The organism is Thermogemmatispora tikiterensis, from assembly GCF_003268475.1.
In the GTDB taxonomy this organism is placed as follows: domain Bacteria; phylum Chloroflexota; class Ktedonobacteria; order Ktedonobacterales; family Ktedonobacteraceae; genus Thermogemmatispora; species Thermogemmatispora tikiterensis.
Genome location: NZ_MCIF01000002.1, coordinates 2,903,864 through 2,918,507, shown reverse-complemented (window position 1 = coordinate 2,918,507; position 14,644 = coordinate 2,903,864). Strand labels below are relative to the sequence as shown.

Here is a 14,644-nt window from a genome sequence, read left to right as displayed (position 1 = left end):
ACTGATCTGGAGAGGAAAGCCCGATGCGCACCAAGATAACCATTGTTGGCGCCGGTTTTGTTGGAAGCACGCTTGCGCAGCGTCTGGCAGAGCGCGACTATGCCGACGTAGTGATGTATGATATTGTGCCCAATATGCCGCAGGGTAAAGCACTGGACATGCTCCAAGCCGGCCCCGTTCTCGGCTATGATAGCCTCATCGTTGGCACCAACGATTATGCCGACACCGCCAACTCCGACCTGGTCGTAATCACCTCTGGCTTCCCGCGCAAGCCTGGCATGTCGCGCGATGATCTGCTGCGCAAGAATCAGGAGATTGTCACCCAGGTTGTGCAGGAAATCATCAAGTACTCGCCCAACTGCATGCTCATCGTCGTCACCAACCCGCTGGATGCCATGGCCCAACTGGCCTACCATGTTAGCGGCTTCCCCCGTAATCGCGTCGTAGGGATGGCGGGAGTCCTCGACACCGCGCGTTTCCGCACTTTCATCGCCCAGGAGCTAAACGTCTCCGTGCGCGATGTCCAGGCGTACGTCCTCGGGGGCCACGGTGACACAATGGTCCCTCTGGCTCGCATGTGTACGGTTGCGGGTGTGCCCATCTCGCAGCTGCTGCCTGCCGAGCGGATCGAGCAGATTATTCAGCGCACACGTGACGGCGGAGCGGAGATTGTCAACTTGCTCGGGACCGGCAGCGCCTATTTTGCTCCGTCGGCGGCAGTGCTGCAGATGATCGACTCGATTGTCCTGGACAAGAAGATGATCATGCCCTGCTCAGCCTACCTCCAGGGCGAATATGGTATTCAGAATCTCTTTGTCGGCGTCCCTGTGAAGCTGGGAGCCAACGGCGTGGAGCAGATCATCGAGCTAGAGCTGACAGAAGACGAGCGGGCCCTCCTGCAGAAGTCGGCAGCGGCTGTACAGGAGCTCGTTAAGGTGATGGGCATTTAGCTGCCCTCCAGACAAGAGGGACGACCTGCCAGAGGGCGGCAGGGCCGTCTGTGTCTCCATCAGCGCAGAGACGGGCGGCCCTGCCTTATTGGTAAGGCAGACCTGAACCAGTGTGCAGGCGCTAATCCTCATCCACTTCGCTGTCTGGTTCATCCACCTCTGCCGAAGGAGGCTCCGCCCAGGTGGCATCTTCCTGATGGGCCACTTCTTGCTCACCTGAGGCACCAGCAACCACTAGAACGTACTCGCCTCGCAGCTTCTCCTGAGCGATGGTCTCTAGCAGAGAAGAGAGCGTCCCACGATAGACCTTTTCGAACATTTTGGTTAACTCATTGGCGAGAGCTGCCGGACGATCACCGAAGACCTCCAGAGCATCGCGGAGGAGATCACTAAGCCGATATGGGCTTTCGTAGTAGATGAGCGTGTAAGGCGAGTGCCGATCAGCCTCCAGAAAGCGTCGCCGCCGACCCGCCTTGCGGGGGGGGAAGCCTCGGAAAGTAAAGCTGTGAACCGGGAGGCCGGAAAGAACAAGGGCCATGACAAAAGCGGCTGGACCAGGAATCATCGTCACCGGAATACCGGCCTGGATGGCCCGCTGGACCAGAGTGTAGCCCGGGTCGGAGATGCCAGGCGTGCCAGCACTGGTCACCAGAGCCACTGACTTCCCCTGCTTGAGAAGGGCCTCGATCTGCCGTCCTGCTCGCTCCTCGTTGTGCTCATAAAAAGCGAGCAGCGGCTTGTGAATATCGTAATGCCTCAGAAGGATAGAGGTCTTACGGGTATCTTCGGCGGCAATCAGATCAACGCTGCGCAGAACCTCTAAGGCCCGCAAGGTAATATCGCCGAGATTGCCGATCGGAGTCGCGACGAGATAGAGTGTACTCATGCAACATGTCCACCTGTTATGAAACTGGCAGAAGGTTGGAGGCTGCAGCCAGGCTAGCACCAGTGTACCAGAGCCGCGGCTGCCCGGGCCAGACCGGGCCAGGAGCAATCAGACGCACTGGCGGCAAAACCCCATTAGTAATATTGGGAGGGTCAGACAGGAGCTGACCAACCTGAAGCGTTGTAGTAAATGACAGTCTTGTGACCATGCCAAAGGGCTGGAGCGGCGGAAATATGGTCGGCTGTTTACTTGCCGTGGGGGATACGGCAGAACGCTAATGATCACTGCCGGCGCTGGCGCAGTGACTGGGGGCAACGGTGGAAAGGTGGAGGGAGAGATCCAATCTCACTCTGATTGCAAGGGAAAAATAAAACGAGCATTGCTCATAACTCTGACTCGGAACCGATTCCTAACTGCTCAAAAGTGTGCTGAAATGCTGGCCGGCCAGAGAGATTATAATCGAGAGAGAGACTGTTTCGCTAGCACTGTAATCGTTGGACTTATTCCAGGTCTGAATGTGGGAAGGCTACCCCCTCTGAAGATCAAGACGCTGGCACTCGCAAAGCATTTAGCTATTGTTGTATAATGATAGAAGAGCTAAGCTTTGCTGGCAGCGTAGTTGCATCTCAAATATATGAATTTTGTATTCAAATCAGAAGGGAACAGGCCGTATTTTTGCTGCTCCTGAATCAGGCTAAAAAATTAACCTCCTAGGGACAATCAGGCTAGAGAGAAGTACCCATACAGAGAGAACCTATCTGGCTACTCCTTAAACTAATAATGCACGATATATTGACCTCGTGCCCTAAGTATGATAGAGTAGACTTGATGTTTTGCTTAGACTGCTCATCCCTGGATGTTGATACATCCCTTGCTTACTAATTCGCTGCAGCTTGTACAAGCCTGTTGAAGACCTGCTGCTCAGCCGACCGACCAACCAACCAACTAACTAACCAACCAACCAGCCAGGGATGGCAGTGCAACAGCATCCAACGGACCTGGTGCATGGCCCGGGGCGGCCATCGGCAGGCAAGGCGGTGCTGCCCTGCATGTGCCAGCCAGACAAGCAAGCATACTTTCGAGAGAGCAAGCGGAATCTCGGAAAGGAAAGTCCTTATGCCGTCGACAGAAACTGCGAACGTGGGTAAAGCGGTTGCTGCCCGAGTGGGCACCAATATCCGTGAGGTGCGCACGCGGTTGGGCCTCACCCAGGCGCAACTGGCGTCGCCCGAGTTCTCAATTTCATATATCTCTGCGATCGAGCGGGGCAAGATCCGTCCTTCGCTCAAGGCTCTGTCTATTCTCGCCCGGCGGCTCGATGTCCCGCTTACCTTCTTGTTGGAAGGTTCGCCTGCGGGAGCGGCTGAGGCGCGAGCTGTTGGCTACTCGCCGGCGGACTCCGGTCCTGATCAGCGGGTTGAGGTCGATCTCTTGCATGCTGGCATCCTCATCCAGCAGCAAGCCTATGAGGAGGCAACGCAGTTGCTGGCGCCCCTCCAGCCCGAGCGTCTTACTACCGATCAGGCTTTCCGTCTCTATCTGTTGCGGGGCCTGATCCATCTTGGGGCTGGGGAATATCAGGAGGCTGTCGTGGATCTACGGGCCGCAGTTAACCAGGGCGAGGGCATGAATGAAATCGAATACAGCGAGCGTGCGCGCAACTACCTCGGCAAAGCTTACTTTCTCCTCTATAACTACACGCTTGCCTTGGAGAATCATCAGCGTTGCCTGGAGATCATCGAGGCTGGCCAGATCAAGGACCCGATCTTTGCGCTGGAAGTCTTTAGCAATCTTGCGAATGACTACTTCCGCCTTGGCGAGCTGGAGAAGGCGGTGACCTTCTATCATCGTGCCTTGGAGACCCTTGATGAGGTCTATCGCGACAGTCGGGCCTTCGCTCGTCGTTATATGGAGATCAGTCAGCAGTATCGTAGCGCTGGCAAACTGGCGATGGCTCGCGACTATGCGATGCGCAGCCTGGCCATCTACGAGATGCGCGATGAGCAGCGTCTGATAGGCCTGACCCATCAGCAGCTTGGCAAGGCTCTGGAGAAGCAAAACGATCTGGCCGGGGCCGAGCAGGAATATCGTCGCGCTATTGAGATCGAGCGCGGATTGAGTGATGAGGTGGCTGCCTCGCTCTGTCATACCAGTTTGGCGGAGCTGCTGCTGAAGGAAGGAAAACGGGCCGAAGCCGAGCGTGAGGCCCAGGAGGCTCTCACCCTGGCTCGTGCCAGTCAGGACCCGCGCACACAGGGGCAGGCCCTGATTGCTCTGGCTCAGATCCGTCATCAGGAGAGCGATTTCTCTGGCGCTGACGAGCTGTTCCATCAGGCCCTGGACCTCCTTGATCGGGCCAATGCCCATGAGCTGGCTGCCAGTGCCTACTTCCGCTATGCGAATCTTTTGGAGCAGCGAGGTGAGGTGCAGCGTAGTCTCAATGCCATTAAGAAGGCGTATGAGCACCAGCGCCAGGGGAAATTAGGTGATCTAGAGTAGCCTGCCCGGCCCGCTACCGCCCGCGCGAGGCGGGTAGTGGAACCGGGGCTACTCTTCTGCCGCCTTGGCGGATCTTATAGCCCTGGTGGAGACCCTGGCTGCTGGCCCGGCTGACCTGCCCAACGTTCAACGTTGCCGTCGGCTGGCAGCGCTGCCAGTCGCCTGAAGAGCTGGTCGGCTGCTGCCTGTTGTGACCCTGGCCCTGGCCCTGGCCTTCGCGTCCGAGGCGCCCCCACCGCGGCGCTGCTCCTGCGCGCCACGGTGGTCCTCTCTCTCCCCTTTCTTTTATCGTTGCCCCTGGTGCACTCTTCGCCTGACATGAGAGAAGATAAGGGGCATCGTCCTCCATAGCATTGTGAAACGCTTCCCCGCGCTCTGTCTCCTTGCTTGATGGCGCAAAAGCAGATATACTGCTGTGAGATCCTGCCCACGCTCACGCTGCCTTCGGGAGAGAGGCTCCGCCTGATCTTAAAGTCTTTAAAGGGGAATCTTGAGCATGTCATTCACGGCCCGTGACCTAAGATATGAGCCGGAAAAAAGCTTTCCAGCGCTGGAAGCTTTCCTCCGGCAGCGGGCTCAGCGCTACCTGGGGCCGCTGCAGTACGATGCTGAGGAGGTCGACCTGGTGGTCAACCACGTGGTTGAGCGCCTGGTTGCCTTGGGCCTGCTGGGGGGAGGAGACCGGCAGCCTGAGACGGTGCTGGACCGCCTGAGCGAAGCCCAATTCTATGCTTTCCTCAATAACTGCGTTCATCATAAGGCGATCGATCGCTTGCGCCGTCAACATCGGCAGATGCTCCCCTTTTCGGTCCTGCAAGAGAGTGAAGACTCCCAGGGCGAGGCTGATCCTTTGGGCGAGATCACTACATCGCTGTGGGGCGTGCCTCCCTTTGCTCATCCTGAAGAAGCGGCCCTGGCTGCTGTGACCCAACAGGAGCTGCGCATCTTGTTGAAGCACTGTATTAAAGCGCTCGCCAGTGCTCCACGCCAGCTGCGGGCAGTGTTGCAGGAACTGGAAACGTTAGGGGCTGTGGATCTGGCTCGCCAGGTGGTAGAGGAACTCCAGGCGATCTCTATCACCCCCCTTCCTGCTGAGACCCCCCTGGCTCACCTGAGTCAGCATCGCGACCACGCTTATAAGAAGCTCCGCACCTGCCTGCAGTCCCAGAGTTCCAATTTGGCGGTTGTTGTTGCTCTGCGTCTAACAGAGTATGAGGCTTTGCTCTCGTCTCGTAGCACTGAAGCTACTGGCGAGCTAGCGGTGCCGATACAGGATCTGGTGCGCCAGGGGCTGACGCTGGCTGAGGTCCAGCGAGGACTGAGACAACTGACTTTCGAGGGCTTGCTGAACTGGCACGAGGGAGATGAGGTCGTGCATCTTGATGCTGCTCGCCTCCGCCGGTTAGCTCGTTACTATCGGGTCGAATAGCAGCAAATCGTGGTTTCCCCCCGATCAAGAGGAAGGAAGGAGGTTGTGAATGAGCAACCACAGCAACTATGAGAGCGAAATGAACCAGCCACATCCGGGTTCTTCTGGGGGACTGGCACGTTGGTTGCAGGAGTTGATGCTACCCCCCAATGCGCCGGCTCCTTCCCCCTCATCTCCAGGCGAGCAGCTCACTTTGCTCCAGAGCCACGACGATCATCTGCTCCTCTATCAGCAAATACCTGATTTTTGTGAATCGCTGATTAAACATGATGATCATGTTTACCTTCGTTTTGCCGGACTCATCTATCATCTGATTGGTTGTTCGCTTTGCCGAAGCGCCTACGTGGAAACCTACGCTGCGCTGAAGAAAACCCTGGGGAATCAGCCTCGCTCGCCTGAGCAGGAGGCCCTTTTGCGCCCTCCGGCGACCGTTCCGCCAGCGCCAGCGCGATCTCTGGTGCATCTCTGTCAGGCCCTCATTCGCCAGGCAGAGCTGCTGTTGCGTCGGGCAGAACACGAGCCGAAGCGCGAAGATGCCCTCGTCGCGGCCCGGCAGCTTTTGCAGCGGGCGATCCGCCTGAGCGCTGGCCTGACTCAGCAGCGCGAGCAAGCCTTGCACGATTTGGTACGCGTGGCAAGTCTGGTAACCACGAGCGAGGGACCACCCCGTGAACCGCCGCTTTATGCCTACGAGCTGCGCCAGCCCCGTCCTGTAACGCGCTCTGTACGCAGGAGCGTCCTTCCTTTGGCGAGTGCGAGCTTATCTGGCCAGCAGGCGACGCCGGCGGTGATCCTCTTGCAAGCTGGTCCTTATGAAGGCAGAATAGTGCAGGAGGGTGACCTCCTTGTGCTCTTCCTTCAGGGATTACCCGCGGAGCTGCATGGCCACTACCTGGAAGCAGCACTGCCTCTAGGTACCCTTGTTGAGGCTGTGGAGTGGTTCGGCGGCAATCCGCAAGCAATTCGTTCTCCAGAGACGGTGGATTCCCAGGGCCAACTGCGCTTCCCATTAGGGCGCACGTCACTCCAGCTGAGTAAGCCAGAGGAGCGCAACATGCTTGAAGTGGCTTTCATGCGCCTTGAATTGCGCCCCTGCCAGCCCTGGTGAGGAGTAAACACTGACCCTGAGCAAAGGCAGAGGAGAGGAGAAAGTGGCTCGCCGTTCAGGAACGAGTGCGGTGCTGGGCGATCTCGTAAGCACGGCGGAAGTAGAGAAAGGCTTCACGTGCGTCCCCTCGTCCCTCAAGCAGGTGAGCATACGTGCTGTAGTATTCAGCGAGCTGATCGCGGTCAATATGGAGGCGCTCCAAAAGAAGAAGCGCCTCGCGACAGAGTTGATCACCGCGCTCGTATTGGCGCTCCTCGTAAGCAAGCTGGCCAAGAAGAAAAAGGGCCTCGGCCTGAATGAGATTGTCACCAGAGGTGCGCGCCAGAGCCAGGGCCTGCTCGCTGTAACGTCTGGCTTCTGCCAGCCGGTGCTCATGATGAAAATGCCAGTGTGCCAGGTGAAAGGCAATGCTGGCAGCTTGCAGAGGTTCTCTTGCCCGTTGCTGCAGATCTTCTAAGGTAGCGAGTGCTTGGCGTCGGCTGGCCTCATCGCCACTCTGCAAGCGGACGTGGTAAAGCAGATGGGTCATCTCTCCTTGTAAACGACTGAGACGTCGCTGAGCCTGCACCGCCAGGGCTTTGTGGGCGCTGAGCAGGGCCAGTGAATGGTTGCCCTGGCGAGCATAGCCTGCGCTTAGCTCGGTGTAGGCCTGTTCGGGACGTTGAGCGGGGACCGCTGCCTCCCTCTCGCTCAGCGCTGCTGCCTGTTTCAAAGCGGTGATCGCGCGTTCGCTGTCGCCCCGCTTGAGATAATGCTGTCCAAGGCCAAGATAGCATCGAATTAAAAGAAAATAGTCTTTCGGCGTGATTTTGTCGGAAATATTGATGCTTTCATTATAGAAGAATTCTGCTAAATAATAATTTTGCATAGAGAAATGTACAAGGCCAGAAAGATAGAAGATACGAGCTTTTAAAGGAGAAGGTTCATAATCTGCGAGAAGCTGGCGACATTCTTCGAGGGAGCGCTCAGCCTCGGAAAGGCGCCCGACGGAGAAGGAGGCAAGGGCGAGAAGATAATAGACCCGCGCCTTATCCTGGCGCGGGAGCATGGCACTGATCAAATCATGCAAGGTGGCGGTGGCCCGGTCTAGCTCGCCCTCATGAATCCAGATCTCGCTCTCCAGCAGCCGCAGGTGCACTTCATTCTCGCCTGCGCGGGCGTGCCGTCCATCGCGAGCGGCTACAGCTGGCTGACTCAGGGGTCCTCCTCCGGTCTCGGCCAGAAGCTGAGCGGGGGAAACGTTCAGCCGGCTCGCCAGAATCTCCAGCGCCCGAATGGAAGGCTGAATCTGCCCGCGCTCAATGGCTGAGATATAACTGACGGAGAAATCGTGACCGGCCAGCTGGCTCTGAGTTAGTTTCCTGGCTTGCCTGATTGCTCGCACTCTTGCCCCTACTGAAGACCCGAGGTGGTTGGGCGTCTTTGGTGACATAGAACCCTCCTACGTACAGCACACTCGTGAATATGAATGGGGAGTCAATAAATAGATAACTTCCTCATAAAAGAGATTGTAAATTCTTTTTATTGTTGTGTCAATAGCAAGAAAAAATCAGCACGCAAAAAAGTCCCTTTCTTGTGTTACAACTAAAGCTGTCTCAAGCTCATGATCTCCTGAATGAACAGCGTATTGCAGCAGTCATCGCAATGCTATGCACAGTTCAATCGAGATTCAAGCAGGGGCTTCTCGCCGCTTTAGAGGTGCTGTCTGGTAGCCGATCTGCCCGAACTGTTCATCAATCTCTCTCTATGGAAAGAGAGCGCAGAAGCTCTCCCTCGCTGGTACTATCTTCCCGTGCTTCTCTATCCTGGCCTGGCTGTCTGCTCTCAATGAATGAAGGCCGGAGGAGAGGCATCTCCTGCTGACGGCCTGCCCCCTTTCCCTGTATAATCAAGGCAATCTGGACTTCTGGGAGGGTGAGTCTATCATGTTTCGCTTTCTCACCGCGGGTGAATCGCATGGTCCCTGTCTGACCATCATCGTCGAAGGGTTACCAGCTGGACTGGAGATCGACCGTGAAGCTATTGATCGTGATCTCCGTCGTCGCCAGGGAGGGTATGGGCGTGGGGGACGTATGAAGATCGAGAAAGACAGCGTACGTTTTCTCTCTGGCATCCGGCATGGGCGGACCCTTGGCTCACCGGTGACCATGCAAATTGAAAACCGCGACTGGGTCAACTGGCAGCAGGCGATGAGTCCTGAACCGCTAGAGGAGCTGCCCGAACCGGTGACGCGCGTACGCCCCGGTCACGCCGATTTTACAGGAGCCATGAAGTATGGTCATCGCGATGTGCGCAATGTGATTGAACGGGCCAGCTCGCGCGAGACCGCGGCGCGTGTGGCTGTAGGGTCCCTCTGCCGCCAGCTGCTGCAGCCTTTTGGGATCTCCATTCACAGCCATGTCCTGGCCATTGCCGACGTAGGTTATGAGGAGCCGCGTCCCCTAACGCGCGACGCCTATCCCCCGAGCCTGTGGGAGCAGGTAGAAGCCTCACCGATGCGCTGCGCTGATCCCGCCTTGACCGAGCGTATGATTGCTCGTATTCTAGAAGCAAAGCGGGCTGGCGATACCTGCGGCGGGGTCTTCGAGGTCGTCGCGCTTGGGGTCCCGATCGGGCTGGGGAGCTATAGTCAGTGGGATCGACGTTTGAGCGCGCGCCTCGGTCTGGCTATGCTCAGCATTCCCTCGGCCAAGGCTGTCGAGATTGGTGCAGGACTGGAAGCGGCGCGGCGTACTGGCTCTCAGGTGCATGACGTGCTGCGACATGGGGCTGACGGAAGCTGGTACCATGTGACTAACAATGCCGGAGGCATCGAAGGAGGGATCACTAACGGCGAGCCACTGGTGGTACGTGTAGCGCTCAAGCCCATCCCTTCTCTGGCTCATCCGCTACCCGCCGTCGATCTGGCCAGTGGCGAAAATATTGATCAGACCCGCTATGAGCGCAGCGATGTCTGTGTAGTGCCCGCCGGCGGCGTCGTCGGTGAGGCGATGATGGCCATCGTCTTGACCGAAGCCCTGCTAGAAAAGTACGGAGGCGATAGTCTTGAGGAGATGCTGCGTCATTTCCAGGCCAGCCAGTCGGCTTAGAGCCGGACCAGACCAGGCTGGGCTGGGAATGGAGAGGAAGCGCCGCCAGCGCCCGCCACCAGTGTGAGCGAGGGAGCGGGCCAAAAGGTAGCCTCGACGCTCGGCGCCCATGACTGTGCTGCTGGTTCGCCCCAAGCTAGCAGGTGCTGTTGCGTTCAGCTCTCGTCTGGGGTGCTGGTGCTCTTCATCCCTGCGGTCGACTCGCCTGCTGAGGGGAAGGACTGCCTTTTCTGCCAGCAGGCCTGACAGTAACCGCTGGCCACCAGGTCCAGTGTCAGGCCGTGAAAGCCGTATTGTTGCTGCAGGTCTTCATGCAGATTGCCAAGCAGATTCTCGTCGAGGTGGATAATGACGTGGCAGCCACGGCAGATCAAATGGTGATGGGCCTTGCCTGGCGCACGCTCGTAGCGTGGTGGCTCCCCCGGAAGACGGTTCTCTCGCACTAGCCCTAGCTCCTTGAGGAGTTCGAGCGTGCGGTAGATGGTCGAGAGACTGACCGCGGGATTCTGCTGCTGAACGCGCTCGCTGATCTGTTCAATGCTTAGATGGGCGTCTGCTTCGTGAATAACGTTCAAGATCATCGAGCGCTGCGGCGTGAGACGGTAGCCACGCTTGCGCAGAAGCTCGCTCGACGACTTGACATAGTGATGCATTGCTCAAACCTCGATGTGGGATCGACCTGAGCTGAGCTGTCCTCTCCTCACCGGGACAGCCTGACAGCTCTCTTCGCTGAGTGAGAAATACCTTGACGGATCGGGTGCGCGACCTTGCCTGAATCCTAGCATGGCCAGATGCAAGGCGTCAATGAGGACTGGTGGAGGCCGATGGCGGGCCAGCTCATCTGGCGAGTGCCTGGTGAGGGCGCGGTACGATGAAGGAGAACGGCACCATGACTGCTACCCATTTTTGGCGCTCTATCGTTGATCCGCTGCGTGTCATGAGTGCGCGCGTGCTGCACTGGGAGGAAGAACGTTCTCAGCCGCGCGAAGAGGCGCTGGCCGTCGAAGAGCCGCTGGAGGTCCGGCTTAACCAGCGCAGTCTCGCGATAATTATGCGCACCCCTGGCCACGATCGCGAGCTGGCCCTGGGCTTCCTTTTCAATGAGGGTCTCATGCGCTCGGCGCAGGAGGTGCTGCGTGTTGAGGAGGCCATCGATGCCGATGGCCTGCCGCTGCCCAACGTCATAGAGGTCACCCTGCGCGGCAGCGAAGCCCAGGCGGAGCCGATCAGTAGTGGAGCTGCCTGCCAGGCTACCTTTGAGCGTCACTTCGCGGTCTCCTCTAGCTGTGGATTGTGTGGCAAGAACAGTATTGCGGATCTGCTCAGCTCGCTTACTCCGCTAGAGCCGGATAAGCTGCGTTTGCGAGCTGAGACGCTCTACATGCTGCCTGAACAGCTGCGGGCGGCCCAGGCTGTTTTCTCCCATACCGGTGGTCTGCACGCGGCGGCTCTCTTCTCTCTCGAGGGGGACTTGCTGCTCCTGCGCGAAGACGTCGGGCGGCACAATGCGGTGGACAAGCTCGTGGGCTGTGGCCTGCTCCAGGGCACCTTCCCCTATCGCGAGCACATTCTCATGGTCAGCGGGCGGACCTCGTTCGAAATTATACAGAAAGCTCTCTCTGCCCGTATCCCTTGTGTGGCCGCTATCTCGGCGCCATCGAGCCTGGCTGTGGAGCTGGCCGAGCAAGCGGGCATCACGCTTGTTGGCTTCCTGCGGGGACGTTCAATGAACGTCTACACGCACCCTGAGCGTCTGCTAGCCGCTGGCTAAAGTCCTCTTGCACGTCAGAGAGGACGGGACTATAATGCGGACTATGCGAGGAGCCATGCAGAGTGACACCATAGCAGCGATCGCTACCCCTCCTGGTGTGGGTGGCATTGGCATTGTGCGCGTGAGTGGGGAGGCAGCTTTCTCCATTGTGCTCCCGCTCTTTCGCCGTCCCGGTGGGGAGCAGACGCTCCCACCCTCGCATCAGCTCACCTATGGGCGGATTGTTAACCCGCGGAGTGGTGAGGTGCTCGACGAGGTGCTAGTGGCTTTCATGCGTCGGCCCCACACCTATACACGCGAAGATGTGGTTGAGATCCAGGGACATGGCGGGCCGCTCGTCTTGCAGCGTATTCTGCGCCTCGTCCTGGAGCATGGGGCACGGCTTGCGCAGCCGGGCGAGTTTACCCTACGCGCCTTTCTCAACGGACGTCTCGATCTGGCGCAGGCCGAGGCTGTCATGGATGTCATCAGTGCCCGCACCGAGGCGGGGTTGCAGCTGGCCATGCAGCAGCTGCAGGGGCGCGTGTCGGCCCGTTTGCGCGAGGCCCGGCAGACTGTTCTAGGCGTCTTAGCGCGCATCGAGGCGAGCATTGATTTCCCCGAAGACGATATTCCGACTCCTCACGCCGACGAGTTGCGCCCCCACATGCTGACAGCCCGGCGCATGATAGATGAATTGCTGGCCGGAGCAGAGCAGGGGCGCCTCTATCGTCACGGCCTGCGCACCGTCATCATCGGTCGCCCCAATGTCGGCAAATCAAGCCTCCTGAATGCCCTGCTGCGCAGCGAGCGCGCTATCGTCACACCGATCGCCGGTACAACCCGCGATACGGTTGAGGAAGTGGCCAATCTCCGAGGTATCCCTCTGTACCTGATCGATACCGCTGGTATCACTCCTACGGACGACCCAGTCGAACAGATTGGCATTCAGCGCAGCCGTGCTGCCGCCGAGAGTGCCGACCTGGTGCTGCTGGTCTTCGACTGCGCTGAAGACTTCACTGCTCAGGACCGTCAGGTCTGTGAGGAACTGCTGCGTCTGGGTTTTGGTCAGCAGGACAAGATGACGGCCAATGGCCGGGCAGGACGCCCGGTGATTCTGGTACTAAATAAGATCGATCGCCCGCGCTCACTGCCGCTTGAGCAGGTGCGCCGCTTCTGGCCAGAGGCGCCGCTGGTCATGACTTCAACGCTGACGGGTGAGGGCTTGAGCCAGCTGGAGGAGACGATCGCCAACCTGGTACTGGCCGGCAAAGCGTTGCAAGACGATAGCGTACTGGTGACAAACTTGCGTCACCAGGAAGCCCTGCGCCTGGCCTCTCAGCATCTGCAGGCTGCCCTGGCTACGCTGGAGCAGGGCCTGCCCCTCGATTTCGTCTCGATCGATCTACAGGCTGCCTGCCACGCCCTCGGCGAGATCACTGGCGAGACGGCCAGCGCCGATCTGCTGGAGCGCATCTTCAGTGAATTCTGCATCGGCAAGTAAAAAGGATGCTCTTTTGTTCTTTATATATTGATTTATTTGTAATATCCTCTAAAGGGAGACAATGATATTCAGGAGCAGTATGAAGCGATCGACGCTGCTTATCGCTGTGGCCATTGTCCTGAGCAGTGTCGTCTTGACCGCCCTGGCTTACCGGGTGGCGCTCGCGGGTATTGTAGGCGGAGAGGCCACGCCGACGCCGGTGCCGCTTGCTCAGCGACCGACGCCGACTCCCTCGCCAACGCCGACCTTTACGCCGACACCGACCCCTTCACCAACCCCTTCGCCGACCCGTGATCCGGCCACCATCCTCGGCGTTGAGGGGCGTACCGCCGCCGCTGCTGGTGGCATTAGCTGGGTTCGTCTGGGAGACCACAGTTGTGGTGCTGCTGGCCTGCAAGGCAGCGCGCTCAAAAATGCCATTGCCAGCATGCATGCGGCGGGTTTCCATGTCTTGCTGACGCTCTGTCAGCCAAGTGCAGGACCACCGCGTCTCTACGATCCCAACATTATCCAGGATGCGGCTTCGGCAGGGGCGGATGCCGTGCAATGCGGCAACGAGCAGATGAAGCTTGACGCCTGGACGACCTATGTCACCCCTGAGCGCTTTGCGCGCTTCTATGATCTCTGTGCCCAGGCCGTGCAAACCTATGACCCCGGCGCCAAGGTCATTCTCGGCTCGGTCGATCCGCTGGTCGTGCCAGACGACTACAGCAAGCTCATGGTCCGTGTTGCCTATCTGAACGAGATGCAGACCGCCATGAATACCCTCGTCCATCCGGGAGGGCACTGGAGCTGGCGCACGCAGACCCTGGGTCTCATCGATAGCTGGCACAATGGTTATCCAGGCGATTACGTCAATAACCTCTACGGACTGCTGGCCTTCTGGGCGCAACAGTTTGGCATTGATCTCAATAGCGGCAAGTTGGGAGAGCACATCTGGATCGTCGAGGGCACTGGCTGTTTTCAGGGCTGCGGCCTCAACGTCTACAATCCGGCTGAGATCGCCGTCGCCCATATTCTGTCACTGATTAGCGATGTGCGTACGGCCATGAGCTATCGTGTCCCCTTCTTCTACTTTAGCGGACAGGACTTTATCATCGATGGGCAGCTCTGGCCGATCGGCGTGGTAGATGTTGGGGGCCATCCCAAGCCCTTAAGGCAAGATCTGGGAATGGGAGCGCGTACGCTGACGCTCAGCTGTCCGCAGGGGACGGTTCAGGTCCAGACACAACCAGCCTTGCTCGGGGCGCTCTATCGCGGCTGCCAGCTGCCAGCGAACTATCGGAGCGTGCTAGCCAGCTAAAGGCAGCGCCTGGCGCCAGTTGCTAAATCGATTCTGCCTCGCCCGGCCAGGTAGCCAGCCAGAATGGCTCCCCCGGGCGTGGATCTGGGTGAGCAACAACGCTCGGAGCAGTTCTCGATAAGAATC

11 protein-coding genes are annotated in these 14,644 nt (G+C 58.5%); 8 read left to right on the top strand and 3 right to left on the bottom strand.

The window, feature by feature from the left end:
• Nucleotides 1–23: 23 nt before the first annotated feature.
• Nucleotides 24–950, top strand: a complete 927-nt coding sequence (gene mdh / locus A4R35_RS11770; RefSeq protein WP_112429573.1) for a malate dehydrogenase — start codon at nt 24–26, stop codon at nt 948–950.
• A 121-nt stretch (nt 951–1,071) separates the two neighbouring features.
• On the opposite strand, the gene rsmI is transcribed toward mdh, so the two are convergent.
• Nucleotides 1,072–1,836 (bottom strand): 16S rRNA (cytidine(1402)-2'-O)-methyltransferase, encoded by a 765-nt coding sequence (gene rsmI / locus A4R35_RS11765; RefSeq protein WP_112429572.1) that lies wholly within the window; start codon nt 1,834–1,836, stop codon nt 1,072–1,074.
• 1,116 nt (nt 1,837–2,952) lie between these two features.
• Between rsmI and A4R35_RS11760 the strand changes: the two genes are divergently transcribed.
• From A4R35_RS11760 to A4R35_RS11750, 3 genes are all read left to right on the top strand, one after another.
• Nucleotides 2,953–4,335 carry a helix-turn-helix domain-containing protein gene (locus A4R35_RS11760; RefSeq protein ID WP_189361700.1) on the top strand — a complete coding sequence of 461 codons (1,383 nt, stop codon included), beginning with the start codon at nt 2,953–2,955 and terminating at the stop codon, nt 4,333–4,335.
• Nucleotides 4,336–4,831: 496 nt separating this feature from the next.
• Nucleotides 4,832–5,764 carry a hypothetical protein gene (locus A4R35_RS11755; protein WP_112429568.1) on the top strand — a complete coding sequence of 311 codons (933 nt, stop codon included), beginning with the start codon at nt 4,832–4,834 and terminating at the stop codon, nt 5,762–5,764.
• A 49-nt stretch (nt 5,765–5,813) separates the two neighbouring features.
• Nucleotides 5,814–6,872, top strand: coding sequence for a hypothetical protein (locus A4R35_RS11750; RefSeq protein ID WP_112429566.1), 1,059 nt, complete (start codon nt 5,814–5,816; stop codon nt 6,870–6,872).
• 55 nt (nt 6,873–6,927) lie between these two features.
• Here A4R35_RS11750 and A4R35_RS11745 read toward each other — a convergent pair whose 3' ends face one another.
• Complete coding sequence (locus A4R35_RS11745; RefSeq protein ID WP_112429564.1) at nt 6,928–8,304, bottom strand: helix-turn-helix domain-containing protein; 1,377 nt, start codon at nt 8,302–8,304, stop codon at nt 6,928–6,930.
• Nucleotides 8,305–8,797: 493 nt separating this feature from the next.
• Here A4R35_RS11745 and aroC point away from each other — a divergent pair, with 493 nt between their 5' ends.
• Entirely contained in the window at nt 8,798–9,961 is a 1,164-nt protein-coding gene (aroC, locus tag A4R35_RS11740; protein WP_112429562.1) for a chorismate synthase, read from the top strand.
• 155 nt (nt 9,962–10,116) lie between these two features.
• On the opposite strand, the gene A4R35_RS11735 is transcribed toward aroC, so the two are convergent.
• Nucleotides 10,117–10,614 carry a Fur family transcriptional regulator gene (locus A4R35_RS11735; RefSeq protein ID WP_112429560.1) on the bottom strand — a complete coding sequence of 166 codons (498 nt, stop codon included), beginning with the start codon at nt 10,612–10,614 and terminating at the stop codon, nt 10,117–10,119.
• A gap of 236 nt (nt 10,615–10,850) precedes the next feature.
• Here A4R35_RS11735 and fdhD point away from each other — a divergent pair, with 236 nt between their 5' ends.
• The 3 genes from fdhD to A4R35_RS11720 all read left to right on the top strand — a co-directional run bounded on the left by fdhD (nt 10,851) and on the right by A4R35_RS11720 (nt 14,518).
• Nucleotides 10,851–11,732 carry a formate dehydrogenase accessory sulfurtransferase FdhD gene (gene fdhD, locus A4R35_RS11730; RefSeq protein WP_223258306.1) on the top strand — a complete coding sequence of 294 codons (882 nt, stop codon included), beginning with the start codon at nt 10,851–10,853 and terminating at the stop codon, nt 11,730–11,732.
• Nucleotides 11,733–11,787: 55 nt separating this feature from the next.
• The gene (gene mnmE, locus A4R35_RS11725) at nt 11,788–13,215 is read left to right on the top strand and encodes a tRNA uridine-5-carboxymethylaminomethyl(34) synthesis GTPase MnmE (protein ID WP_112429558.1); all 1,428 of its coding nucleotides are present in this window, start codon (nt 11,788–11,790) and stop codon (nt 13,213–13,215) included.
• A 79-nt stretch (nt 13,216–13,294) separates the two neighbouring features.
• A complete protein-coding gene (locus A4R35_RS11720; RefSeq protein WP_112429556.1) occupies nt 13,295–14,518 on the top strand; it encodes a hypothetical protein in 1,224 nt (407 codons plus the stop codon).
• Nucleotides 14,519–14,644: the final 126 nt, after the last annotated feature.